This is a genomic window from Symbiopectobacterium purcellii (genome assembly GCF_052050035.1).
Taxonomy (GTDB): domain Bacteria; phylum Pseudomonadota; class Gammaproteobacteria; order Enterobacterales; family Enterobacteriaceae; genus Symbiopectobacterium; species Symbiopectobacterium purcellii_A.
The window spans coordinates 2,078,034-2,101,425 of record NZ_CP189882.1; the positions used below are offsets into that span (position 1 = coordinate 2,078,034).

Sequence of the window (23,392 nt, forward strand, 5' to 3'; positions counted from 1 at the left end):
TCTCTCACGCAGGTTCGCTGGCATACAGGTTACTTAAGGCGTGTTGTGCATTGCGTCATCGCCATGGTCCGCCGCATCCGGCACAGATTCTGCGGCAATGGGGGCTTCTTCTGCGGATTCCACCTGTTTTGACTCGGCAAAGTGCTCGCCCACACGGGTCACGCTCATAGGATTAAGGTGCGTGGCAAATTGCAGCGAGTTAGGTGCAAACAGGTTGATTACCGTAGAGCCCAGTTTGAAACGGCCCATTTCCTCGCCTTTTTGCAGGGCGATAGCACCTTGCTCATCCGCAGCCGGGTAGGTCCAACGCTTGATGATACCTTCACGCGGTGGCGTCACGGTACCAGACCAGACGGTCTCAATGCTGCCGACAATGGTCGCACCCACCAGAATTTGCACCATCGGGCCAAAATCGGTATCGAACAGGCAGATAACGCGCTCGTTGCGGGCAAAAAGATTGGGCACGTTGTCAGCGGTAAACAGATTGACGGAAAACAGCTCGCCCGGCACGTAGATCATTTCACGCAGCACGCCGTCACAGGGCATATGCACTCGGTGATAATCGCGCGGCGAGAGATAAGTGGTGGCGAACAGGCCATCGCGAAAGCGATCGGCCATCACGTAGTTGCCTGCCAGCAGCGCTTCCAGCGAGTAGTCGTGGCCTTTGGCCTGAATCAACTTGCCGTCGACAATGGTGCCCATTTGCGATAACACCCCATCAGCCGGTTGCACCACGCTGTGTGCATGGGGATCAATCGGACGCACGTCCGGGCGTAGCGGGCGGACGAAAAAGTCATTGAAGGTTCGGTAGGCCGCGGTATCCGGGTGTTGTGCTTCCTGCATGTTCACCTTGTAGTAGCGAACGAAAAGATCGATAACCCCTTTGGTCAGCCTGCCGGCCTGCTTGTCTGCACCCCAGCCTGCTAACCGCGTCAGTGCGATTTTCGGTAGCCAGTATTGTAAGGCGATTTTCAGTTTATCCAGCACAGTGAGCCCCTTAGGTTTTTATGCGCCCATCTAAAAAGGGGCGCATTGTAGCGATGGATGCGGTAAAAGTCAGCGGTCCGTATCAGAATCAGAGAAGGTTTTACGCGTTTTTACCTGCGCCATGCTCTCCAGAATACGGTGATAGTTATCGAAACGCGCTTCGGCTATGTCGCCACGCTCCACGGCAGCGCGTAGCGCGCAACCGGGATCGTTATCGTGGCGGCAATCGCGGAATTTACAGGTGCCGAGGTAGGGACGGAAATCGATAAAGCCCTGTGTGACCTGCTCCGGCTCCAGATGCCACAAACCAAATTCGCGCACGCCGGGGGAGTCAATCACATGGCCGCCGTGTGGGAAGTGATACAACCGGGCCGCTGTGGTGGTGTGTTGACCCAACCCGGACACATCGGACACGTAGTTGACCAGAATCTTGGCGGCGTCAGGATAGAGTAATGCGTTCAGCAGGCTGGATTTCCCCACCCCGGATTGACCGGCAAAAATGCTGATTCTGTCCGTTAGGGCGTGCTCCAACGTTTCCATCCCTTGCTGCGTGTGGCTTGATACCAGGATGACGGCATAGTGCAGTGCCCGGTAGATATCCATCAGTTTATCGACAAACGCGCGGCGCTCATCATCCAGCAGGTCGATTTTGTTCAGCACAATCAGGGGCGCGACCTCCAGGGTTTCGCAAGCCACCAGATAGCGGTCAATGATGTTCAATGACAGCTCGGGCAAAATCGCGGAAACGATCACCACCTGATCAATATTGGCGGCGATAGGTTTAACGCCGTCATAAAAATCCGGGCGTGTCAGCACCGACTCGCGCGGGTGCACTGCCTCAACGATACCGCTGATCCCAGCCTGCGTCTCTTTACCGGCACGCCACACCACGCGATCGCCGGTGACCAGTGATTTGATGGTACGACGAATATTACACCGGTGGATAATACCACCCTGGGCTTCCACATCCGCATGCATACCAAAACGGCTGATAATGATGCCTTCTTGCGGCTCTTCCAACTGGTTGTCATCCCACTCGATTTTGCTTTCTCTGTGCTTGAGACGACGTTGGTGGTTCGCTGTAACTCGACGTTGCTGTCCTTTGGACAGTTTATTTTTGCTCACTGAGCCTCGCTTGAACTGTGGTTATCGCCCACAATGGCTGAAGAGACTATAATACACGCTATTTGATTTTAATTAACTGATGCCAGTTATTCCCGCTTCGCTGGGGATGGTTGGAAAAGGAAGTAAATGTATGTCCGTTGAAAATAGTCAGGTAAGTGACAACAATCTTATTTGGATCGACCTGGAAATGACGGGGCTGGACCCAGAGCAGGATCGCATTATTGAAATCGCGACGCTGGTCACCGATGCCCAGCTTAATGTGTTGGCCGAGGGGCCGACAATCGCGGTACACCAATCCGATGCCCAGTTAGCGTTGATGGATGACTGGAACGTGCGTACCCATGGTGCCAGTGGCCTGACTGAGCGGGTTAAAGCCAGTGCTTATGATGAGCGTGCGGCTGAAGCAGAGACCATTGCTTTTTTGCAGCAGTGGGTACCTGCCGGGAAATCTCCGATTTGCGGCAACAGCATAGGTCAGGATCGCCGTTTCCTGTTTCGTTATATGCCTGCGCTTGAAGCCTATTTTCACTACCGCTATCTGGACGTCAGTACGCTGAAAGAGTTGGCGCGCCGTTGGAAACCCGAGATTATGGCTGGGCTTAAAAAACAGGATACGCATCAGGCGATGGACGACATTCGTGATTCTGTGGCAGAACTGGCCTACTACCGCGAGCATTTTATCCGTCTGTAGTCGTTATGGGCGTTTTTTTGCCCGACCGATGGCGAAATTGCTGTTTTTATCGGCAGTCAGTCATTTTTTCGCGGTAAGGTGCTTGCGGCGGCAACGATTTCTCGTATAATTCGCACCCCGTACCGCAGCAGAAGTTGTGGTGCGAGTGAAGATGGTTATTCCTGCGGGAATAGCTCAGTTGGTAGAGCACGACCTTGCCAAGGTCGGGGTCGCGAGTTCGAGTCTCGTTTCCCGCTCCAAACTTTCCAGCGTGAAAGTTTAGGTAACCAGCTTCACGATCGGTTTTCACAGCAGCGCTTGCTAATGTGGCCTTCCTAAGCGGGAATAGCTCAGTTGGTAGAGCACGACCTTGCCAAGGTCGGGGTCGCGAGTTCGAGTCTCGTTTCCCGCTCCAAGTTTTTCTTCTGTCTCTCTCATTATTTTCACCTTCGGTTTTTCTTCATTATTTTCTTATAGTTCATCATGCCGATGAGGCACGCTATGGATCATTTCGTTATCCTTTCCGGGTGTTCAGGCGGTGGCAAAACCACGCTGCTGGCAGCGTTACACCAGCGTGGCTATACCGTTGTGGAGGAACCCGGCCAACGCCTTGTGTGTGAAGCAATGTCTTCGGGTGGTGATGCTGTGCCGTGGAAGAACATGGAAGCGTTTTTACGTCGGGCGATAACGCTTTCAGTGAATGACCATGCTCAGGCGAGAGGTCATGGTCAGTCATGGGTATTTTTTGATCGCGGAGTCATTGATGCGGCGGCAGCACTTCAGGCAGTATAGCTAAACGACTTAATTTTGATTACATTATTTAAATGAGCTATTCAATTGATTTTAGACGTAAAGTGATATCTACACGGAAAAACGAAGGGTTGAGTATCCGAGAAACAGCGAAGCAATTTCGGATTGGCCCTGCCTCTGTATCGCGTTGGATTAATCAAATAGAGTCAAAAGCATCGACCACGCGTCAGCGAAAGATCGATAAATCCGAGTTGATAAAAGATGTTGAACAATATCCAGATGCTTACCAAAAAGAACGTGCAGAGCGTTTTGGCGTTTGTCAGAAGGCCATTTGGCAAGCGCTTAAAAAGCTGGGATTGACCTATAAAAAAAACTCTACGTCATCCGAAAGCCGACGAAAACGCCCGGCAGGGATTTCAACAAAAAAAACAACAGTATGAAAAAGAAGGTAAACCTATTGTTTTTATTGATGAAAGTGGTTTTTCACACGATGCCCCACGGACTCACGGCTATTCCCCAAAAGGTCAACGGTGTTTTGGCCTGAAGAACTGGGGAGCTAGGGGAAGAACAAATGTTATCGGCGCTTTATTAGGCACAACGCTGTTTGCTATCGGATTATTTGATATCAATATTAACAGCGATGTTTTCTATGCCTGGGTCACACAAGTCCTTATCCCAGTACTCCCTAAAAACAGTGTAATCATGATGGACAATGCCACTTTTCACAAAAAACATAATATTCAACAAGTCATCATCGATGCAGGGTATATGGTGGAGTATTTGCCTACATATTCGCCAGATATTAACCCAATTGAGCATAAATGGGCACAAGCAAAAAGCAAAAAAAGAGAGATGGGTTGCGATACAGAGAGTTTGTTCTCAGTCCATATGGTGTAATCAAAATTAAGTCGCTTGGCTATACAAGCCAGCAGCACACCGCGCGGACGCTTGCGAGTGAGCCTGCCGCTGGTCAGCTCGCTGGTACTGCCAGTGCTCAGTGAATTTATGCATACTTATCCAGAGATCGTGTTAGATCTCGATTTCACCGATCAGATCGTCAACGCAATCGAAGAAGGCTTTGATGCGGTGGTACGCACCGGTGAGCCACATGACTCGCGTCTCACCGCTCGTCGGCTTGGAGCCTTCCGCTCATTGCTGGTCGCCTCGCCGGACTATCTGGCGCAGCATGGCACACCGCAAGTGCCTGCCGACCTGCTGCGACACAGTTGCCTGCACTATCGCTTTCCCCACAGCGGCAAGCTGGAACCGTGGGCGCTACGGCTTGCCCCCGGGGAACCGCCGTTGCAACTGCCTACGGCGATGATCTGCAACAACATAGAGGCGCGCGTATGCTTCGCGCTGCAAGGGTTGGGCATCGCCTATCTGCCGGACTTCTCTATCCGCGACCTGCTGGCCAGTGGCCGCTTACAACCCATCCTGGTCGATTATGTGGAGCGCACAAAACTAGTTGCTGAATAGAGACTTGCATTTTTTGTCAGGCTATTGAGAATAAAAAGAGGTTTAACTTAGAGAATAAAGGTTTGAAATGATCAACAAAGAGCGGTTGTTACGAGATAATCGTTTATGTAAAGCAATCATTGGATTATCAGTCGAAGAATTGAAAAATTTAGCCGCTGAATTTTCAGCTTGTTATTTGATTTATCGGAAAAAGAATCGAAAAGATCACGAGCGGCAGATGGGTGCAGGGCAGAAAGGATTTATCCCAACCCCATTAGATAAACTGCTTTTTATTTTATTGTATTTAAAATGTTATCCGACCTATGATTTGCAAGGACTTCTTTTTGGGTTAGATAGAACACGGGTATGTCGCTGGGTAAAAATATTATTGCCGGTTTTAGAGATGACCTTGGGGCGAGAATGTGTTTTGCCCGCTCGTCAAATTCGCTCTGCTGAGGAATTTTTTCGCGCCTTTTCTGGAGTTAAAGACGTCTTTATTGATGGGACAGAGCGACCTGTCCAAAAGCCTAAGAATCTGCGTCGGCGAAAAAAAATGTATTCGGGAAAGAAAAGACAGACCACTCGAAAAGGGCTTATTATGACTGACGAAACAAGGCAAATTGGATTTATCCCCATGAGCAAAAATGGGCGCCGTCACGATAAACGCTTACTCGATAAAGTCGATATAATTCGCCATATTCCTCCTGAGGTAACCATCTGGGCAGATACCGGTTTTCAAGGTATAGATAAACAGCATCCTAATACACAAATCCCAAAAAAAGGAACTCGAAAAAGACCTTTATAGCCAAGCGACATTATTTTGATAACAGCCAGCTATGCTTCTTTGCCGCATATCAGGGCATAGGATGTAATCATTTTTAAGTCGGTTGGCTATATCGCCTGAACAAAAACAAGAAAATAAAATAATCTCGGGCATCCGTATTACAGTTGAACACGCCATCGCGGGTATCAAGCGCCTCGGTTGCATGACCCAAATTTTACGGAATCGTAGACCCTTTATTGATGATACCTTCTTACTCCTTAGCGCCGGTCTTTGGAATTTCCATCTCAGAACAGCGTAAAATTTACTTCAATCACCGAAACACCCTTATTTCACTATTAAGCAACACGCTTACAGGCGTTTTTCACGTGCTATGGCCCGCGAGCAAGCATCCGTCGCCCAAGGTGCGCGTACTGGTAGACTTTCTGAGCGAGCGGGTGTTTCCCGGTTCGTAAGCATTCGCCTTAATGTCTGACGGTGATAAAGCAGAGATCGGCACAGAGCGGGCAGCACACGTTCGCGTAGGCAGGATGCGGGACAAAAAAAACCGCCAGCAAAAGCCGACGGTGTTTTTTTGCAGGGAAATGCTTATTTCACGCGGGAGACGTATTCGCCAGAACGCGTATCCACTTTGATCACTTCGCCAATCTGAACAAACAACGGCACTTTTACCACGGCACCGGTGGTCAAGGTTGCCGGCTTACCGCCAGTCCCTGCTGTATCGCCCTTCAGACCCGGATCGGTTTCCACGATCTCCAGTTCCACGAAGTTTGGCGGCGTTAACGTAATCGGTTGGCCGTTCCACAACGTAACGATACATTCAGCCTGATCCAGCAACCATTTGGCGTTGTCGCCAACAGCTTTGGAATCAGCGGCCAGTTGTTCAAACGTTTCATTGTTCATGAAATGCCAGAACTCACCGTCGTTATACAGGTAGGTCAGGTTCATATCGACCACATCAGCACCTTCGGCGCTATCGGTGGATTTGAAGGTTTTTTCAATCAGTTTGCCGGTCAGCAAACGGCGCATTTTCACGCGCGCGAAAGCCTGCCCTTTACCTGGCTTAACTAATTCACTGGATTCGACAGCGTAAGGCTCGCCTTCAAACATGATTTTAAGACCGGAACGAAAATCGTTGCTAAAATAAGTCGCCATAAAGGCCCTCTACTATTTGATACTGGTACTCAGCCAAAAAATGGCACACATTGTAACCCTAAAACCCCATCCCAGAGAAGATTGGTTGCACCAACTTGCGGATGTCATTACCGATCCTCTCCAACTTTTGCACTTTTTGGCGCTGGATAACCACCCTGAGCTACGCAAAGGGGCAGAAGCCCGTGCGCTATTCCCGCTGCGCGTACCCTGGTCCTTTGCCGCACGGATGCGCAAAGGGGACCCTCTCGATCCGCTCTTGCTGCAAGTGCTGACCGCGCAGGACGAATTCGAGGTAACCCCCGGATTCAGCGTCGATCCGCTCGATGAACAGCACAGCGTGGTGCCTGGATTACTGCATAAATACCACAATCGCGCGTTGTTGCTGGTCAAAGGCGGCTGTGCGGTCAACTGTCGCTATTGCTTCCGTCGCCACTTTCCCTATCAGGACAACCAGGGCAACAAGAGCAACTGGCGTCAGGCGCTGGACTACATTCGTCAACATCCTGAACTGGATGAAATTATTTTCTCAGGTGGCGATCCGTTGATGGCGAAGGATAATGAACTGGACTGGCTTATCAGCGAGCTGGAAACCATTCCCCACGTGCAACGCCTGCGTATTCACAGTCGGTTGCCGGTAGTGATCCCGGCGCGAATTACCGAAGCGCTGTGTCAGCGCTTATCGCAAACGCGTCTTCGCGTGCTGCTGGTGACCCATATCAATCATGCCAACGAAATAGACAGCGAACTGCGTGAAAGTATGGCACGTTTGCGTCAGGCTGGCGTTACGCTGCTGAATCAAAGCGTATTGCTGCGCGGCGTGAATGATAACGCTTCGACGCTTGCAGCGCTGAGCAACGCGCTGTTTGACGCGGGCGTACTGCCCTACTACCTGCACGTACTGGACAAAGTGCAAGGCGCGGCGCATTTTCTGGTGAGCGATGAGGAAGCACGCGACATCATGAAAAAAATGCTGTCGCAGGTCTCCGGGTATCAGGTGCCGCGTTTAACGCGCGAGATTGGCGGGGAGGCCAGCAAAACGCTGCTGGATTTGCAGTTGCTAAAGCACAGCTAACAGAAAGCCTTCACAGGCGGCTCTGCAATCATCCGCCTGTGACAGCCTGTCGCTTAGGGGCAGTTATAAACCTGCCCGACCAGCTTGCTATCCAGCGGTGCGAAGCTAGACCAGAAGCTTTCGCTGGAACTGGTGGCACCATAGATAACGTTGCCGCCGAGCGCCGCCGCCTTGTTACGCAGATCGTTGGCCGCACCGCGCTGCGCGTTACCTTCATCGTGACCAGTTAACCAGGTGGACTGTGCGCCTGCCACCTGACCCACCAGACGACATTAGCTACCGGGTTGCTTATCGGTAAACTTGACCGACTGCCCGGCTGAACTCAATTCTGTGCTGGTGCTGCATCCTGCCAGTAAAACCGCCACGGCGATGCCCAGTAAAGCACGTTTCTGCATACGTCCCTCCATGTTGGTGACAAAAGGGGGGATATCCCCCTGTCGGCGTCCACGACTCAGGCACTCCAGTTTTTAAAGCGGTTAATCAAACCGTTGGTAGAACTGTCGTGGCTGCTTATCGGCTGGTCATTTTCCAATTCCGGCAAAATGCGATTGGCCAGCTGTTTGCCCAACTCGACGCCCCACTGATCGAAAGTATAGATGTTAAGAATCGCACCCTGGGTGAAAATCTTGTGTTCATACAGCGCGATAAGCGCGCCTAGGCTGTAAGGCGTTATTTCACGCAACAGGATAGAGTTGGTTGGGCGGTTGCCTTCAAACACTTTGAACGGTGCCACATGCTCAACCTGCTGCGCCGTTTTTCCCTGCGCGGCAAACTCGGCGTCTACCACCTCACGGGATTTACCAAATGCCAACGCTTCGGTCTGGGCAAAGAAGTTGGAGAGCAGCTTACCGTGATGATCGCCGAGCGGGTTGTGACTCACGGCCGGTGCGATGAAATCACACGGCACCAGTTTGGTCCCTTGGTGAATCAACTGATAAAACGCATGCTGCCCGTTAGTGCCCGGTTCGCCCCAGATAATCGGCCCGGTTTGGTAAGTCACCGGATTGCCGGCGCGATCGACATACTTACCGTTGGACTCCATGTTGCCCTGCTGGAAGTAGGCCGCAAAACGGTGCATATACTGATCGTAAGGCAGGATCGCTTCGGTTTCCGCGCCAAAGAAATTGTTGTACCAGATACCGATCAGCGCCAACAGCACCGGCAGGTTTTTCTCGATAGGCGTAGTGGCAAAATGCTGATCCATGGCGTGCGCGCCACTCAGCAACTGCTCAAAGTTATCAAAACCGATGGAGAGGATTATCGACAAGCCGATAGCAGACCATAGCGAGTAGCGTCCGCCAACCCAATCCCAGAATTCAAACATGTTGGCAGTATCAATACCGAACGCGCTGACCGCGCTGGCATTGATGGAGAGCGCGGCGAAATGCTTGGCAATATGCTGCTCATCCTGCGCGGTTTTCAGGAACCAGTCGCGCGCTGAATGGGCGTTGGTCATGGTTTCCTGCGTGGTGAAGGTTTTTGAGGCCACCAGCACCAGCGTGGTTTCCGGGTTCAGCGTTTTCAGGGTTTCAGCGATATGAGTGCCGTCGACGTTGGACACAAAGTGCATGTTAAGGTGATTCTTGAACGGCCGTAGCGCTTCCGTCACCATGAAGGGGCCGAGATCCGAACCGCCGATGCCGATATTCACCACATCGGTGATCGCTTTGCCGGTATAGCCTTTCCAGCTACCGCTGATGATACGCTCGCTAAAGCCTTTCATCTTCTGCAATACCGCATTGACCTCTGGCATGACATCTTTGCCATCCACCACAATCGGTGTGTTGCTACGGTTACGCAGCGCAACGTGCAGAACGGCGCGATCTTCAGTGCGGTTAATTTTCTCACCAGAGAACATCGAGGCAATAGCCTCGCTCAACTGGGTTTCGCGCGCCAGGCTCAGCAACTTATCCAGCGTTTCCTGAGTAATACGGTTCTTGGAGTAGTCCACCAGCATCAGGTCATCAAACGTGGCGGAAAAGCGAGAGAAACGATCTGTGTCCTCTGCAAACAGTTCGCTGATTTTCACCTGTTCCATCGTGGAAAAATGCTGTTGCAGAGCGCGCCATGCGGCAGTTTGGCTGGGATTGATATTTTTCATAACAACACTCTTGTCTCCGATAATAAAATCGCTAAGGCTGAATCGATTGTATCCCTTAAATCACCCGTTGCGCTCCCTTTTCTTGCTATACCCGTCAACTTCACGTTGCAGATGCATTGGCCGCGTTCGTTATTCGGCCCATCCCTGGGCCTCACCTCTTACGAGGCCGCTGCACGCGTCGTTCAAATCTGTTCCAGAAAGATTTGTCCTTCACTTGCCGCCTTCCTGCAACGCGAATTATTTAGAGTATATTACGCATCAACAACGAGTTTGCGGGTTGACAGCCGCAAGATAACCCGTTATTTGTAAGCGTGAACTTATGCAGCCATGCCGAAGGCGGTTGCATAAGCCAGAAGAGGAGCACCGCCCAGGTAATTTATCCGAGGATCCGTAAATCCAGTGACGATAAACCAGGGGGAGCGGTGCCGAGGTGATGGGCAATACGAGAATGCCATCATCGACTACAAGGGCTGAATCCTCTGGGTTGTCACCAGCAACGTGCAAGCTATCAATGTAAACTGCACGTTCAGCAAGGTGGAGCGCTTCTGGGTGTACCGTAGTGACGCTTACTTATCTACGCCTGCTCCCTGCTTACCGCTCTCTCCTTGTGCCAAGGCTGATTTTATGGACGGCTGATGTGCGACAACTATCGCCACAGCGCCCCTGACACGAGGTTTTTTTAGTTATGTATACAACCACTTCTCTGAGAATCGCTAAATTTGGCGGCACCAGCGTGGCCGATTTCGACGCCATGAATCGCAGTGCGGATATTGTGTTGGCCGATCCTGCGGTGCGCGTTGTCGTACTTTCCGCCTCTGCCGGCATCACTAACCTGCTGGTTGCCTTAGCGGAAGGCGTGGCGCAAGAACAGCGCGATGCCCATTTGGGAAAAATTCGTCACATCCAATATGCCATTATCGATCGCCTGAGCCATCCGGACGTGATCCGTGAAGAGATCGATCGCATGCTGGAAAACGTGTCGCGCCTCTCTGAAGCCGCAGTGCTCGCCACCTCTAACGCCTTGACCGATGAGTTGGTCAGCCACGGCGAATTGATGTCGACGCTGCTGTTTGTTGAGATCCTACTCGAACGCCACATCAGCGCCGAGTGGTTCGATGTGCGTAAAATCATGCGTACCAACGATCGCTTTTGCCGCGCAGAGCCGGATTGCGACACGCTGGGCGCATTGACGCGCAGCCAGTTGCAGCCGCGTCTGGCAGAAAGCCTGATCATTACTCAAGGGTTTATTGGCAGTGAGGCCAAAGGCCGCACCACGACGCTAGGCCGCAGCGGCAGCGATTACACCGCCGCGCTGCTGGGCGAAGCATTGAACGTTGACCGCATCGATATCTGGACTGACGTTCCCGGCATCTACACTACCGATCCGCGCGTGGTGCCTACGGCGCACCGTATCGATCAGATCACCTTTGAAGAAGCGGCGGAAATGGCGACCTTTGGTGCCAAGGTGCTACACCCCGCTACGCTGTTGCCCGCCGTGCGCAGCGATATTCCGGTGTTCGTGGGCTCCAGTAAGGATCCCTCTGCCGGCGGCACCCTGGTGTGCAATAAAACAGAAAATCCACCGCTGTTCCGCGCGCTGGCACTGCGCCGTAAACAAACGCTGCTCACCTTGCATAGCCTGAACATGCTGCACGCACGCGGCTTTCTGGCAGAGGTGTTCAGCATTATGGCGCGCCACAATATTTCGGTGGATCTGATAACGACCTCGGAAGTGAACGTTGCTCTGACGCTGGACACCACCGGCTCCACCTCTGCGGGTGACGGCCTGCTCTCCAGCGCCATGCTGACCGAGCTCTCTTCCCTGTGCCGCGTCGAGGTGGAAGAAAACCTGTCGCTGGTCGCGCTGATCGGCAATCAGCTTTCTCAGGCATGCGGCGTAGGCAAAGAGGTGTTTGGCGTGCTGGAGCCGTTTAACATTCGCCTGATTTGCTACGGCGCCAGCAGTCATAACCTGTGTTTCCTGGTGCCGGGCAACGACGCGGAGCGCGTGGTGCATACGCTGCACCACAGCCTGTTTGAATAAAGCCCTGCCATTGCACCAAAAAAAACCGGCGCTTTAGCCGGTTTTTTTATCTGGTCCCTCATCGTGATAAGGATAGACATTTCATGCTCGCTATACTGACTCGGCTGTTTCCGTTATGGGCCGTTTTACTCTCCGTGGCGGCCTATGCCTCACCAGACACTTTTACCGGCATCAGCCCCCATATCAGCACGCTGCTAATGCTCATCATGTTCGCCATGGGCGTGACCCTGCATATCGGGGATTTTAAGCGGGTGCTGACGCGTCCTGCTCCGGTTGCCGCCGGGATATTCCTGCACTACCTGGTGATGCCGCTCGCCGCCTGGGTGTTGGCGCGTGCGTTTAACATGCCGCCTGACCTCTCGGCAGGTATGGTGCTGGTGGGCAGCGTTGCAAGCGGCACGGCATCAAACGTGATGATCTACCTGTCTAAAGGCGATGTCGCCCTGTCAGTCACCATTTCATCCATCTCGACGCTGGTTGGCGTGTTTGCCACACCGCTGCTGACCCGATTGTATAGCCAACCGACTTAAAAATGATTACATCCTATGCCCTGATATGCGGCAAAGAAGCATAGCTGGCTGTTATCAAAATAATGTCGCTTGGCTATATGTGGATGCCGCCATCAGCGTGGACGTGATGGGCATGTTGCTCAGCATCCTGAAGATCGTGGTGATCCCGATCGGCGCTGGCCTGATTGTTCATCACCTTTTCAGCGGTGTGGTAAAGCGCATCGAGCCCTATCTGCCAATGCTTTCGATGGTGTTTATTCTGGCAATTATCAGCGCCGTAGTCGCAGGTAGTCAGAGCCATATCGCATCCGTCGGTTTTATGGTGATCATTGCCGTTATCCTGCACAACGGCATCGGCTTACTGGGCGGGTATTGGGGGGGGCAGGCTGTTCGGCTTTGACGAGTCTACCTGCCGCACGTTGGCTATCGAAGTCGGCATGCAAAACTCCGGCCTTGCTGCCACACTGGGCAAGATGTATAGCCAACCGACTTAAAAATGATTACATCCTATGCCCTGATATGCGGCAAAGAAGCATAGCTGGCTGTTATCAAAATAATGTCGCTTGGCTATATATCTTACGTGTTGGCGTGGTAGCGGAAGTGAACCCGGAAACCTGGCGCGTGCGTGTCAAAAGCGGCGAGTTGCTCACCGACTGGTTACGCTGGAATACCCAACGCGCCGGTGCGTTCAAGGTCTGGATCCCGCCGTCGATTGGCGAGCAGGTCTGGTTAGGGTGTCTCGGCGGTAACCCGGAAACCGCCGTCATTATCGGCAGCCTGTACAGCGACGAGAACCCCGCGCCGGGTAGCAGTCTGCAAGAGATTGTCATTACCGCGCCGGACGGTGCCCGCTTTCGCTATGACGCTGCCGCCGGTGCACTGGAAGCCGTCGGCATGAAAACCGCACGGGTGAGCGCAGCAACCCGTATCACCCTGGATACGCCGGAAGTGATTTGCACCAACAAGCTGACGACCGGCACGCTGGAAGTACAAAAAGGCGGAGAAATGCGCGGCAGCATTGCACACAGCGGCGGTGAGTTTACCTCCAACGGCGTGCAGATTGACAATCACGGGCATGGCGCAGTGCAGCGCGGTGGCAGTTGGACGGAGGGCACCCAATGAGCGCGCGTTATACCGGCATGAACCCCGACGGCGTTGGCGTGCTGACGGATACCGATCAGCTATGGCATTCCGTGCGCGACATTCTCACCACGCCGCTGGCGTCTCGCATCATGCGCCGTGAATACGGCAGTCTGGTGCCTGATTTGCTGGATGCGCCGCAGAACGCCACAACACGACTGCAATTGATGAGCGCGTGCGTGATTGCCCTGGCGCGCTGGGAGTCGCGGATCGCGCTGAATGCAGTCGATATCTGGTTTTCACCCACGGGCGCAACAGATGTGGAACTGTCCGGCCTGATCACCGAAAGCATGCAAACCGTGCGCACCACAGTGCCGCTCAAGGGGGCATCCAATGGCAACCGTTGACCTGTCGCAACTGCCCCAACCGCAGATCATTGAAACGCTGGATTTTGAAGTGATCCTTCAGGAGGTTAACGCGGTGATGATTGCGGCGTTTCCGGTGGAACAACGCGCCTCAGTGGCGGCCGCGCTTGAACGGGAATCCGAGCCGTTAAACGTGATCGCGCAGGTCATCGCCTACCGTGAAATGATGTTGCGCCAGCGGATTAACGAAGGGGCGGCGGCGTGCATGCTCAGCCACGCGGTGTGCTCGGATCTGGATAATCTGGCGGTGAATCTTGACACCCAACGCCTGACCATCACCGAAGCCACTGATACTGCTGATGCGGTGATGGAAAGCGACAGCGCATTCCGTCTGCGCGCGCAATCTGCCTTTGAAGGGTTAAGCGTGGCGGGCCCGACCGGTGCCTATGAATTTTTTGCCAAGAGCGCCAGCGGCCAGGTGGCCGACGCTAAAGCAATCAGCCCGTCACCGGCCACGGTAGTGGTATCCGTTCTCTCGACGGAAGGGGATGGCAGCGCGTCAGACAGGTTGCTGACACAGGTTAACGCGGCGCTCTCTGCGGAAGATATAGCCAACCGACTTAAAAATGATTACAGCCGATGCCCTGATATGTGGCAAAGAAGCATAGCTGGCTGTTATCAAAATAATGTCGCTTAGCTATAAACGCCCGGTGGCTGACCGGCTGACGGTACAGAGCGCAGAGATCATCAGCTACGCGATAAACGCGCGGCTCTACCTTTACCCGGGCCCGGGATCGGAACCCATCACCAAGGCCGCACAGGATTCACTGCGTGACTGGATGGGTCACCAGGGCAAGATTGGGCGTGATGTGGCCCGCTCCGCGATAATGGCCGCCTTGCATGTGCAAGGTGTTCAGCGCGTTGAAATCATTGCGCCTGCACAGGACATGGTGATCGGTGACACTCAGGCGGCGTATTGCACGGGTTTCACCCTGCTGGAAGGGGGCACGGATGAATAACGATCTGTTGCCCCCCTCTGCCAGTGCCTTTATGCGCCATGCCGCAGCGGCCAGCCACATCCTGACGGAAATGGCAGTCGATCTGAATACCTTGTGGGATGCGGAGAAATGCCCGCTAGATCTGCTGCCCTTTCTGGCCTGGGCGCTGTCCGTTGACCGCTGGGATAAACGCTGGTCAGAGCAAACCAAGCGCCAGGTGATTAAGTCTGCCTGGTTGATACACCGCCAGAAAGGCACCATTGCCGCGCTGCGCCGGGTGGTCGAGCCGTTTGGTTACTTGCTGCGCGTGATCGAATGGTGGCAAACCGGCGGCGTGCCGGGAACCTTTCACCTTGATATCGGTGTGCAAAACAACGGTATTACTGAGGAAATCTTTTTAGAGATTGAGCGGCTGATTGCTGACGCTAAGCCGCTTAGCCGTCACTTGCTGGGACTCAATATCACGCTGGATACGCAAGGTGCGACCTATGTCGCGGCCAGCGTTTACGACGGCAATGATTTGACCGTATACCCCTATTTCCCTGAAACCATCACCGTGTTTTCACCGGACTGCATCGGTGCAGGCATTCACGTGATTGATACGATGAGCGTAACCGTATGAGTACAAAATTTTTTGCCCTGTTAACCAACATTGGTGCGGCCAGGCTGGCAAACGCGACAGCGATCGGGTCACGTCTGGATATCACCCATATGGCCGTCGGTGACGGCGGCGGCGTATTACCGACGCCAAACCCGGCACAGACCAAACTGATTAACGAGAAACGCCGTGCGGCCATCAATAGCCTGCGCGTCGATCCCGACAACGCCAATCAGATTATTGCCGAGCAGGTGATCCCGGAAAACGAAGGGGGTTTCTGGATCCGTGAACTCGGTCTGTTTGATGCCGAGGGAAATCTGATTGCGGTTGCCAACTGTGCCGAAACCTATAAGCCGCAGTTGCAGGAAGGCAGCGGACGCATTCAGACCGTGCGCATGATTTTGATTGTCTCCAGCACAGAAACGGTATCACTCAAGATTGATCCGGCGGTAGTGCTGGCAACGCGTGGCTATGTGGATGAAGCCATCGCTACCCATGAAAAAAGCCGTAAACACCCGGATGCCACGTTGAAAGAAAAAGGTCTGGTGCAACTGAGCAGTGCCACCGATAGCGCCAGCGAAACGCTGGCCGCCACGCCCAAAGCCGTGAAAGCGGCGAACGATAATGCCAATGGGCGCGTACCGTCTGGACGCACGGTAAATGGTAAAGCGCTGTCGGCAGATATTGCGCTGGGCGCTGCTGATGTTGGGGCGTATACCAAGGCGGAAACCGACACGAAAGTCAATGCGGCTACTGATGCGGCCAATAATGCCGCGACGGCTGCTGCCAGTGCCAACGATAACGCTGATAGCCGTGTACCCGCACGGCGCAAGGTGAACGGCAAGGCGCTGAACGCAGATATCACGCTGGCTGCTGGCGATGTCGGGGCATACTCCAAGGCGGAAACCAACACCGAATTAGAGAAGAAGGTAGATACCACTCAGTTGCAGAAGTCGCAAGATGACACAACAGCGGGCGCATTGGTTATCAATGGCGGGCATGGACTTGGTGCAAATGCTCGCCCTCGTGCTGCTGGTGCAACTGGCGGCGCTGCGGGTTGCGGGTTCTTTAGCTATCAAGCTAACAACGCCGATAATCCCTTTGGTGGCACGGGAGCATCGGGGATTCATGTGCAGGAGTCCACAACCTACGGTTGGGATTTGCTCGGGCGTGATGGTGGTGGCATGGATTTCAGGCTGCGCCAGATAAATAACGGCGTTGCAAGTGCATGGTCTACGCTGTGGACAAGCGCAAATCTTGTTAAGCAATCAAGCGCATTTGACGGAACAACGGGTTCTGTGATGCTTAACGGCGCGTGGGGCTGGGGCGGTATAGCCAAGCGACTTAATTTTGATTACACCATATGGACTGAGAACAAACTCTCTGTATCGCAACCCATCTCTCTTTTTTTGCTTTTTGCTTGTGCCCATTTATGCTCAATTGGGTTAAGATCTGGCGAATATGTAGGCAAATACTCCACCATATACCCTGCATCGATGATGACTTGTTGAATATTATGTTTTTTGTGAAAAGTGGCATTGTCCATCATGATTACACTGTTTTTAGGGAGTACTGGGATAAGGACTTGTGTGACCCAGGCATAGAAAACATCGCTGTTAATATTGATATCAAATAATCCGATAGCAAACAGCGTTGTGCCTAATAAAGCGCCGATAACATTTGTTCTTCCCCTAGCTCCCCAGTTCTTCAGGCCAAAACACCGTTGACCTTTTGGGGAATAGCCGTGAGTCCGTGGGGCATCGTGTGAAAAACCACTTTCATCAATAAAAACAATAGGTTTACCTTCTTTTTCATACTGTTGTTTTTTTTGTTGAAATCCCTGCCGGGCGTTTTCGTCGGCTTTCGGATGACGTAGAGTTTTTTTTATAGGTCAATCCCAGCTTTTTAAGCGCTTGCCAAATGGCCTTCTGACAAACGCCAAAACGCTCTGCACGTTCTTTTTGGTAAGCATCTGGATATTGTTCAACATCTTTTATCAACTCGGATTTATCGATCTTGCGCTGACGCGTGGTCGATGCTTTTGACTCTATTTGATTAATCCAACGCGATACAGAGGCAGGGCCAATCCGAAATTGCTTCGCTGTTTCTCGGATACTCAACCCTTCGTTTTTCCGTGTAGATATCACTTTACGTCTAAAATCAATTGAATAGCTCATTTAAATAATGTAATCAAAATTAAGTCGTTTAGCTATAATGGTCAAGCCGTTAATTATAATGAAGCCACATTGTTAGCTTGGTTTAGAAGCGCCAGCACAGGAAGCCGTGTTTTTAGAAATGAATCAGGCGCGAACCCGTACAGCAAAAGGTATTCTCCTTCATTCATAATTAGATCCGGTGACACATGGGCTGCAATGTCTATTGGGTATGCCGTCTCTGGGGACTCAGGCGGAATTGTTGTTACCTCCGGGAACGTTCTTGGTACTGCAACCATCAGCCAAGAATTGTGGACAAACCAAAACCTACCAAACCCTATATCAGCATCGGAGTTTGCAGGTATTCCGCTCCCGTTCCCTGGGGCTGTTGCTCCATCGGGTTTTCTGAAATGCAACGGACAGGCGTTTGATAAAACAACCTATCCGATTCTCGCGGAGCTCTACCCATCCGGTCATTTACCTGACCTGCGCGGCGAATTTATTCGTGGCTGGGATGATGGGCGCAAGGTTGATACCGGACGAGCGTTGCTGTCATCTCAGGGCGATGCGATTAGAAACATCACAGCCACCAGGAACGGCGTTGCGGAATGGTCCGACGGCGAAGACATGGGGGCATTCTCAACAGTATTTAAACATGAAACCCAACTCGCTAAGGGATCCGGTTTTTGCCAATGGGGTAGCCTGACTTTTGACGCATCAAAGGTTGTCCCTACGGCAGCAGAAAATCGCCCACGCAATATTGCCTTTAACTACATTGTGAGAGCAGCATAATGAGCAACTATTCCACTGATATTGAGACTGCCGAATTAGGCGAAAACGGACTCAGCAAAAAAGCTGGCTGGATCACTGTCTATCATGTCAATCAATACACTGGTGAATACCAAAGCGCGAGCATGGAATACCTCATGCTCGGTGTAGGCCTTCCCGCACACAGTTACCCCGATAAGCCAGAGTTACCGCCTGCTGGGCAAGCTCTACGTCGCACGGTGGATGGCAAGTCGTGGGAGTTCTTGCCAGATTATCGCGGACAAACGGTTTACAGCACGGAAATGCGACAGAAGCAGACGGTTACTCAATTCGGCGAACTGCCGGATAATGTCACGCCGCTGAAGCCAGAAAGTGAGTTTGATACGTGGGACGGTAAAAAGTGGGTGACAGACACGCAAGCCCAGCAAGCGGCAGAATCACACGCTGCGCAGCAGGCAGCGCAACAAGCGTTAACCTCACGCCTTGCCGTGGCGAATGCGCGTATTCTGACATTGAGTGATGCGCTGGATCTGGATATGGCAACTGACGAAGAGAAAGCAGCGTTAACGAAATGGAAAACCTACCGGGTGATGTTGAACCGTATTGATGTCAGTACTGCGCCTGATATTGACTGGCCGCCTGTGCCACAGAAGTAATATTCCGCACGTAAAAGCCCGCCACACTCGGCGGGCTCTGTTTATCGAGTACAGTTATTTTTATCTATGCTTCAGCACGGTCAATACCGACTGTGCTGGCCATCAAAATAACCCTTTCACCGCGTTCACCGCATCGTTAGCGCTACTGCGTGCATTGTCCATCAGATCGCTGAATGACGAGGATTGCAGCCGCTCGCGCAAATCTTCATCACAGCGCTGAAAGCTCAGCGAAAACGCTATCTTTTTCGCCTTGCCATAGCGGTCAAGCTCGGTGCGCGTTGTCTGCATGCCAGTGAGCACATACATACCATAAATCTGCCCGGTACCCTCAATCAACGGCCAGGGGCGGCCGCTGTACGCCTGGGTATTCAGAGCGGTTAATGACAGCTCGCCGCCGGTGATTTCCGGGTACAAAACGCCGTCCAGCGTGATCTGATCTTCCCCCGCGCCGATGTACTGCCATTTTGCCGAGCGGTTGATACGCTCATTTTTAACGTGCCGCCATTACTTCGACTGGCGTAACTGTTGGTGTGGCAAAGTTTTCAGCTCAAAAACAAACAGCCCGTAAACCATCATCATGGTGATTTTCTCCTGTTAATCCGCGTCTCTGAAACTGCCGCGCTTCATCCGGTCAAGTCGCGCCAACTCAGCGTTAAGTTTTTCACTGACAATGCGCCCGATCTCGCGCGCATCCTGCCACCCTGCGCCGTGCAGATGGACATGGATTTCAGGCGGGAGCGCGCCTACTGCGGAGGGCAGCGACGGCGCTCGGTTGACGGGGGCCACCGGGGAAAGCGCTGCCTGAACTACAGGCTGCGATGCGGCAACCACCACGGGACGTGAGGCGATCGCCGCAATATCGGCATTAGGTTGCATTGCCAGCGTGCTGGGCTTGGCACCGGTTTTTACCGTTGGCAGGCTGGCAAGCCGGGATCCCTGCCACTCACCCCGCACCGCCAGTGCGCGCGGCAGGTTTTTAAAGATGATATCGCCGGGGCCGATCTTCTTCGTGTTGTCAGCTGTCGCTTTGGTGTTGCTGTCAATATTCTGCAACCGCCGCATTGTGCCGTTATCACCGGTTAGCGGCGGTTTGTATCCGGGGGGGAGAGGGGGCCCAACAAACGGACTATTTCCGTCTGGTTTGGGTGACCCGTTCCAGCCCTTTTGCACCATTTTTTTCTGCTGCGGATCCCATTCCCACATAACGGGATCCTTCTTCAGGCTTTCCGCCTTGATGCGCGCCGCTTCCAAACCGGACGGGATAAGGTCGAGTTTTTCCAGTACCCAGCCGATCCCCTCCATCAGTTTTTGCAACGGCCACAACAACACAGTGAGTGCGGCACCTAACACCCGGCCAAAGGTTTCACCGGCTGACGTGCATTTTTCCAATGCCTGACGGCTGCTATCCATCGGTGTGAACAGTTTCATAAACCCGTCCCACACTCGGCTAACCGCATCACCAATGGCACCGAAAACCAGCGTCAGGGTAAAAAACGCATCGCGGAACGGCGCAAGCTGCTGCATGATGCCGCTGAACATACCGCTGAAAAAGGCTTTGATAGGCTCCCAGTTACGCCAGATAAGCGCACCGACACCGGCGAACGCAGCACCAATCAGCCCTATTGGGCTTAACAGCGCCGACAGCGCACCACCCAGCAGGGACACTGCACCGGTGATAATGCCCCCTATCGCAGGCAAGCCCGTTAATCGTAACAACAGGCCGCCAATACCCTTACCCAGCGACGCCAACGCCGAAAGCGGTGAGGTGAATACAGAAAACAGCATGCCGCGCACCGGTGCCAGCAGCGCAGGCAACCGAGTGAGCCCGCCCGATAGCGATTTCATTATTTGCGACCAGCCGCCAACGCGCGCCATGGAGCCGCCCGCCACGCCGCCCAGCGTTTGAAACATCGTGATCGCGCCGCCAATGCCGCGCCCACCGGTCAATAACGTAAAACCTAATTGCAGCTTTGCCAGCGGCCCCAGCAATAAACTCGTAGCGAGCGAGGTGGCCCCAATAGCCGCCGTCAAGGCTAAAGCACTGCCGCCAACAATCATCAGTGTCTGTGTCAGCTTGGGGTTTTCTTTGGCCCATAGCATCATGCGGTTAATAACTTCACTCAGGCCTTGGGTGAGTTGGCGCAATGGCCCATCGATCGTTTCCGCTATCTGAATACGAAACCCTTCCCAGGCGCTATCCAGTTCTTTTAGATCGCCACCCAGGTTATCAGCCATCACCTTGGCGGCTTTTTTTGCTTCACCGCTGGCGTTTTTCAGTTCTTCCAGCAATTTCTGTAATTCACCCTTTCCGGCTGACATCACCAACGCCTGAAATGATTTTGCGGCTTCTTCACCGGCAATATCTTTAAAGAAGGAGAGTTTATCGGTATCGCCGTACTGACTGATTTTTTTGTATAGGTCAGTAAGAACCACTTCGGCAGGTCGCATTTTTCCTGCTGCGTCAGCGACTTCTACTCCCAACTTTTTAAGTGCATCTTTTGCCTTGCCAGTGGGCGCAGCAAGACGTGAAAAAGTAGTCTGTAAGCCCGTACCGGCAAGACTTCCGCGAAGGCCCACATTAGCCATAACGCCGATCATGGCCGTTGTCTGTTCAACGCTGACGCCAAGATTAGAAAGACCCGTACCGGCGTATTTCATCGCCTCACCGATATTCCGTAAGTCGGTATTGGTACGAGTGAAAGCGCCGGTTAGCACGTCACTGACGCGATCCATTTCTTTAGGATCAAGGCGGAACTGTGAAAGAATATTTGAGCTAATATCGGCGGACTCGCCTAAACCCATACCGCCGGCCAGCGCCATATTGAGCACGCCAGGCAAGGCCGCCTGGATAGCCTGTGGGGTAAAACCGGACATGGCAAGGAACGCCTGGCCGCTGGCCGCGTCGCGGGTGGTAAAGGCCGTTTCTGCACCGAGTTTTTTCGCCTGGGCCCGCAAGGCTGACAGTTGCCGATCGTTCTTATCCAGCCGCGTGAGCGCCTGGACGCGTGACATTTCCTCATCAAAGCCCACCGCAGGCGCTAGGAACTGCCCGCCCATATAACCGCCCGCCGTTGCACCCGCTACCGCCATGGTGCCGCCATTACGCCTCTTTTGGGCGGTCTGCTGCATGCGGTCATAGCGTGCGCGCGCCTGCGTTACCGCGGCCAGTTGCCGCCGCTCTCGCTCTAACGTTTGATTGTATTGTTCAGTGCGCCGGATGGCGCTTTGAATGGTGGCTGTGCTTCCTGTCAGCGATACGCCATGACCGCGCAACGCCTGCGCGCTGGCACGCAATTTAACCATTTCCTGATCGCGCGTCGCATTAAGGCGTTGCATTTTCGCCGCCAGGGCGGCCATATGTTCGCGCTGTTTGTCTGTCAGTACGGTGCCGTTGCGCTGGGCCTTGTTGAGTCCGTCCAGAGAACGGCCCGCCTCATCAATCTGACGCGAGGTTTTTTGCACGCTGTCGCGCAGGCGGTTAAAGGTTTTTGACTGCTTGTCCAGATCGTTAATGGCGGACTGGGTTTTCTTGAGGGATTCAGTCAGACCGCCCGCACTCTGGCGGGCGGCATTGACCGGGCGGGTTAAACGGTCTATCGCGCTGAACGCAACGCGGATATCAAGGCTTTTCATCGTCACTGGCTCCACTGCGGATAGCCGCCCGTTCGCGCCAGGCTATCACCTCGCCCAGATCCATGCTGAAGAGTTCAGAGGGCGGCCAGTTAAAAACAACGGCAATATCGGCGACCAGATCGTCAATCTGGTCAAACAGCAGCAGGGTTATGCTGTCTCCGTCTCCGCCTCGCTCGCTTCGCCAGGCACCGGCGGTACCAAAAAAGGCGTCAACGTCTCCGCCAGTTGGAAAAAATCGCGGGTATCCATGGCGTTGATTTCTGCCAGCTTCAGCCTGGGAGACGTGACACGGGTTAACAGCGTGGTGACTGAATCCGCATCCATATTCAGCACATTGACCAGACGCAGGCCACGCAGTGAACCGGCCTGTTTGATCTCGTCGGTAATGGCGACGCGGGTGATTTTATCGGCATCCCGTACAATCGGGGTGAGCAGTGTTACGGCGTTATCGTTTTTCTTACTCATCGTTCTGTTCTCCAGGCGGCCAGA

General features: G+C 53.2%; 21 protein-coding genes, 2 tRNA genes, 8 pseudogenes and 1 riboswitch. Of the genes and pseudogenes, 20 read left to right on the forward strand and 11 right to left on the reverse strand.

The features are described from left to right. Window positions 1-33: 33 nt before the first annotated feature. Together asd and rsgA are read right to left on the reverse strand one after the other, a co-directional pair. Complete coding sequence (gene asd / locus ACQGXV_RS15115) at window positions 34-987, reverse strand: archaetidylserine decarboxylase (RefSeq protein WP_440866801.1); 954 nt, start codon at window positions 985-987, stop codon at window positions 34-36. Between the two features lie 69 nt (window positions 988-1,056). Then, entirely contained in the window at window positions 1,057-2,112 is a 1,056-nt protein-coding gene (gene rsgA / locus ACQGXV_RS15120; RefSeq protein ID WP_440866802.1) for a small ribosomal subunit biogenesis GTPase RsgA, read from the reverse strand. Window positions 2,113-2,242: 130 nt separating this feature from the next. On the opposite strand from rsgA, the gene orn reads away from it, so the two are divergent. The 10 genes and pseudogenes from orn to ACQGXV_RS15170 form a co-directional block, all read left to right on the forward strand. After that, entirely contained in the window at window positions 2,243-2,803 is a 561-nt protein-coding gene (gene orn / locus ACQGXV_RS15125; protein ID WP_440867441.1) for an oligoribonuclease, read from the forward strand. Between the two features lie 163 nt (window positions 2,804-2,966). Beyond that, window positions 2,967-3,042: transfer RNA gene (locus tag ACQGXV_RS15130), tRNA-Gly, on the forward strand. A gap of 79 nt (window positions 3,043-3,121) precedes the next feature. Beyond that, window positions 3,122-3,197: transfer RNA gene (locus ACQGXV_RS15135), tRNA-Gly, on the forward strand. Window positions 3,198-3,283: 86 nt separating this feature from the next. Further along, window positions 3,284-3,574, forward strand: coding sequence for an AAA family ATPase (locus ACQGXV_RS15140; RefSeq protein WP_440866803.1), 291 nt, complete (start codon window positions 3,284-3,286; stop codon window positions 3,572-3,574). 32 nt (window positions 3,575-3,606) lie between these two features. Then, window positions 3,607-3,972: an IS630 transposase-related protein gene (locus ACQGXV_RS15145; protein WP_440862584.1), complete on the forward strand. Its 366-nt coding sequence runs from the start codon at window positions 3,607-3,609 to the stop codon at window positions 3,970-3,972. Then, window positions 3,896-4,429: an IS630 family transposase gene (locus ACQGXV_RS15150; protein ID WP_440867371.1), complete on the forward strand. Its 534-nt coding sequence runs from the start codon at window positions 3,896-3,898 to the stop codon at window positions 4,427-4,429. The genes ACQGXV_RS15145 and ACQGXV_RS15150 overlap by 77 nt, the downstream gene beginning before the upstream one ends. A gap of 24 nt (window positions 4,430-4,453) precedes the next feature. Further along, window positions 4,454-4,993 (forward strand): annotated as a pseudogene (locus ACQGXV_RS15155) (LysR substrate-binding domain-containing protein); the annotation flags it as partial. An 85-nt stretch (window positions 4,994-5,078) separates the two neighbouring features. After that, window positions 5,079-5,795, forward strand: coding sequence for a transposase family protein (locus tag ACQGXV_RS15160; protein WP_440866804.1), 717 nt, complete (start codon window positions 5,079-5,081; stop codon window positions 5,793-5,795). A gap of 82 nt (window positions 5,796-5,877) precedes the next feature. Beyond that, window positions 5,878-6,072, forward strand: coding sequence for a transposase family protein (locus ACQGXV_RS15165; RefSeq protein ID WP_440866806.1), 195 nt, complete (start codon window positions 5,878-5,880; stop codon window positions 6,070-6,072). Between the two features lie 52 nt (window positions 6,073-6,124). After that, window positions 6,125-6,226 (forward strand): annotated as a pseudogene (locus ACQGXV_RS15170) (LysR family transcriptional regulator); the annotation flags it as partial. A gap of 133 nt (window positions 6,227-6,359) precedes the next feature. Here ACQGXV_RS15170 and efp read toward each other — a convergent pair. Next, window positions 6,360-6,926, reverse strand: coding sequence for an elongation factor P (gene efp, locus ACQGXV_RS15175; protein ID WP_440866807.1), 567 nt, complete (start codon window positions 6,924-6,926; stop codon window positions 6,360-6,362). Window positions 6,927-6,966: 40 nt separating this feature from the next. Here efp and epmB point away from each other — a divergent pair, with 40 nt between their 5' ends. Continuing rightward, a complete protein-coding gene (gene epmB, locus ACQGXV_RS15180) occupies window positions 6,967-7,998 on the forward strand; it encodes an EF-P beta-lysylation protein EpmB (RefSeq protein ID WP_440866808.1) in 1,032 nt (343 codons plus the stop codon). A gap of 53 nt (window positions 7,999-8,051) precedes the next feature. Here epmB and ACQGXV_RS15185 read toward each other — a convergent pair. Both ACQGXV_RS15185 and pgi read right to left on the reverse strand, forming a co-directional pair. Beyond that, window positions 8,052-8,393: pseudogene (locus ACQGXV_RS15185) on the reverse strand (DUF4156 domain-containing protein). Between the two features lie 56 nt (window positions 8,394-8,449). After that, entirely contained in the window at window positions 8,450-10,099 is a 1,650-nt protein-coding gene (gene pgi / locus ACQGXV_RS15190) for a glucose-6-phosphate isomerase (RefSeq protein ID WP_440866809.1), read from the reverse strand. 345 nt (window positions 10,100-10,444) lie between these two features. Then, window positions 10,445-10,652: riboswitch (Lysine riboswitch) on the forward strand. 132 nt (window positions 10,653-10,784) lie between these two features. Here pgi and lysC point away from each other — a divergent pair. From lysC to ACQGXV_RS15225, 7 genes and pseudogenes are all read left to right on the forward strand, one after another. Beyond that, window positions 10,785-12,143 (forward strand): lysine-sensitive aspartokinase 3, encoded by a 1,359-nt coding sequence (lysC, locus tag ACQGXV_RS15195; protein WP_440866810.1) that lies wholly within the window; start codon window positions 10,785-10,787, stop codon window positions 12,141-12,143. A gap of 83 nt (window positions 12,144-12,226) precedes the next feature. Beyond that, window positions 12,227-13,140, forward strand: a pseudogene (locus ACQGXV_RS15200) (bile acid:sodium symporter family protein); the annotation flags it as partial. 31 nt (window positions 13,141-13,171) lie between these two features. Further along, window positions 13,172-13,774, forward strand: a complete 603-nt coding sequence (locus ACQGXV_RS15205) for a phage baseplate assembly protein V (protein WP_440867442.1) — start codon at window positions 13,172-13,174, stop codon at window positions 13,772-13,774. Then, the gene (locus tag ACQGXV_RS15210) at window positions 13,771-14,139 is read left to right on the forward strand and encodes a GPW/gp25 family protein (protein WP_440866811.1); all 369 of its coding nucleotides are present in this window, start codon (window positions 13,771-13,773) and stop codon (window positions 14,137-14,139) included. Before ACQGXV_RS15205 ends, ACQGXV_RS15210 begins: the two co-directional genes overlap by 4 nt. Next, a pseudogene (locus tag ACQGXV_RS15215) lies at window positions 14,126-15,116 on the forward strand (baseplate assembly protein). Before ACQGXV_RS15210 ends, ACQGXV_RS15215 begins: the two are co-directional and overlap by 14 nt. Continuing rightward, window positions 15,109-15,717 carry a phage tail protein I gene (locus tag ACQGXV_RS15220; protein ID WP_440866812.1) on the forward strand — a complete coding sequence of 203 codons (609 nt, stop codon included), beginning with the start codon at window positions 15,109-15,111 and terminating at the stop codon, window positions 15,715-15,717. Before ACQGXV_RS15215 ends, ACQGXV_RS15220 begins: the two are co-directional and overlap by 8 nt. After that, the gene (locus tag ACQGXV_RS15225) at window positions 15,714-17,204 is read left to right on the forward strand and encodes a phage tail protein (protein ID WP_440866813.1); all 1,491 of its coding nucleotides are present in this window, start codon (window positions 15,714-15,716) and stop codon (window positions 17,202-17,204) included. The genes ACQGXV_RS15220 and ACQGXV_RS15225 overlap by 4 nt, the downstream gene beginning before the upstream one ends. On the opposite strand, the pseudogene ACQGXV_RS15230 reads toward ACQGXV_RS15225, so the two are convergent. Together ACQGXV_RS15230 and ACQGXV_RS15235 are read right to left on the reverse strand one after the other, a co-directional pair. Next, window positions 17,156-17,581: pseudogene (locus ACQGXV_RS15230) on the reverse strand (transposase); the annotation flags it as partial. The gene ACQGXV_RS15225 and the pseudogene ACQGXV_RS15230 overlap by 49 nt on opposite strands. Continuing rightward, the gene (locus ACQGXV_RS15235) at window positions 17,505-17,870 is read right to left on the reverse strand and encodes an IS630 transposase-related protein (protein ID WP_440862584.1); all 366 of its coding nucleotides are present in this window, start codon (window positions 17,868-17,870) and stop codon (window positions 17,505-17,507) included. The gene ACQGXV_RS15235 and the pseudogene ACQGXV_RS15230, both read right to left, overlap by 77 nt. A gap of 333 nt (window positions 17,871-18,203) precedes the next feature. Here ACQGXV_RS15235 and ACQGXV_RS15240 point away from each other — a divergent pair. Further along, window positions 18,204-18,638: pseudogene (locus ACQGXV_RS15240) on the forward strand (phage tail protein); the annotation flags it as partial. Beyond that, the gene (locus tag ACQGXV_RS15245) at window positions 18,638-19,270 is read left to right on the forward strand and encodes a tail fiber assembly protein (RefSeq protein WP_440866815.1); all 633 of its coding nucleotides are present in this window, start codon (window positions 18,638-18,640) and stop codon (window positions 19,268-19,270) included. The pseudogene ACQGXV_RS15240 and the gene ACQGXV_RS15245, both read left to right, overlap by 1 nt. 102 nt (window positions 19,271-19,372) lie before the next feature. Here ACQGXV_RS15245 and ACQGXV_RS15250 read toward each other — a convergent pair. The 4 genes and pseudogenes from ACQGXV_RS15250 to ACQGXV_RS15265 form a co-directional block, all read right to left on the reverse strand. Next, window positions 19,373-19,849 (reverse strand): annotated as a pseudogene (locus ACQGXV_RS15250) (phage tail protein). A 15-nt stretch (window positions 19,850-19,864) separates the two neighbouring features. Continuing rightward, on the reverse strand, window positions 19,865-22,903 hold the full coding sequence (locus ACQGXV_RS15255) for a phage tail tape measure protein (protein ID WP_440866817.1): 3,039 nt from the start codon (window positions 22,901-22,903) through the stop codon (window positions 19,865-19,867). After that, window positions 22,890-23,045, reverse strand: coding sequence for a GpE family phage tail protein (locus tag ACQGXV_RS15260; protein ID WP_195315513.1), 156 nt, complete (start codon window positions 23,043-23,045; stop codon window positions 22,890-22,892). Before ACQGXV_RS15260 ends, ACQGXV_RS15255 begins: the two co-directional genes overlap by 14 nt. 5 nt (window positions 23,046-23,050) lie before the next feature. Then, entirely contained in the window at window positions 23,051-23,368 is a 318-nt protein-coding gene (locus ACQGXV_RS15265) for a phage tail assembly protein (protein WP_440863353.1), read from the reverse strand. Window positions 23,369-23,392 lie beyond the last annotated feature (24 nt).

What these genes read in the sequence shown, in the direction of transcription:
- orn (WP_440867441.1), top strand. Translation starts at nt 2,243, where the DNA reads ATGTCCGTTGAAAATAGTCAGGTAAGTGACAACAATCTTATTTGGATC.
- ACQGXV_RS15140 (WP_440866803.1), top strand. Translation starts at nt 3,284, where the DNA reads ATGGATCATTTCGTTATCCTTTCCGGGTGTTCAGGCGGTGGCAAAACC.
- ACQGXV_RS15145 (WP_440862584.1), top strand. Translation starts at nt 3,607, where the DNA reads ATGAGCTATTCAATTGATTTTAGACGTAAAGTGATATCTACACGGAAA.
- ACQGXV_RS15160 (WP_440866804.1), top strand. Translation starts at nt 5,079, where the DNA reads ATGATCAACAAAGAGCGGTTGTTACGAGATAATCGTTTATGTAAAGCA.
- efp (WP_440866807.1), bottom strand. Translation starts at nt 6,926, where the DNA reads ATGGCGACTTATTTTAGCAACGATTTTCGTTCCGGTCTTAAAATCATG.
- epmB (WP_440866808.1), top strand. Translation starts at nt 6,967, where the DNA reads ATGGCACACATTGTAACCCTAAAACCCCATCCCAGAGAAGATTGGTTG.
- pgi (WP_440866809.1), bottom strand. Translation starts at nt 10,099, where the DNA reads ATGAAAAATATCAATCCCAGCCAAACTGCCGCATGGCGCGCTCTGCAA.
- lysC (WP_440866810.1), top strand. Translation starts at nt 10,785, where the DNA reads ATGTATACAACCACTTCTCTGAGAATCGCTAAATTTGGCGGCACCAGC.
- ACQGXV_RS15205 (WP_440867442.1), top strand. Translation starts at nt 13,172, where the DNA reads ATGCGGCAAAGAAGCATAGCTGGCTGTTATCAAAATAATGTCGCTTGG.
- ACQGXV_RS15210 (WP_440866811.1), top strand. Translation starts at nt 13,771, where the DNA reads ATGAGCGCGCGTTATACCGGCATGAACCCCGACGGCGTTGGCGTGCTG.
- ACQGXV_RS15220 (WP_440866812.1), top strand. Translation starts at nt 15,109, where the DNA reads ATGAATAACGATCTGTTGCCCCCCTCTGCCAGTGCCTTTATGCGCCAT.
- ACQGXV_RS15225 (WP_440866813.1), top strand. Translation starts at nt 15,714, where the DNA reads ATGAGTACAAAATTTTTTGCCCTGTTAACCAACATTGGTGCGGCCAGG.
- ACQGXV_RS15235 (WP_440862584.1), bottom strand. Translation starts at nt 17,870, where the DNA reads ATGAGCTATTCAATTGATTTTAGACGTAAAGTGATATCTACACGGAAA.
- ACQGXV_RS15245 (WP_440866815.1), top strand. Translation starts at nt 18,638, where the DNA reads ATGAGCAACTATTCCACTGATATTGAGACTGCCGAATTAGGCGAAAAC.
- ACQGXV_RS15255 (WP_440866817.1), bottom strand. Translation starts at nt 22,903, where the DNA reads ATGAAAAGCCTTGATATCCGCGTTGCGTTCAGCGCGATAGACCGTTTA.
- ACQGXV_RS15265 (WP_440863353.1), bottom strand. Translation starts at nt 23,368, where the DNA reads ATGAGTAAGAAAAACGATAACGCCGTAACACTGCTCACCCCGATTGTA.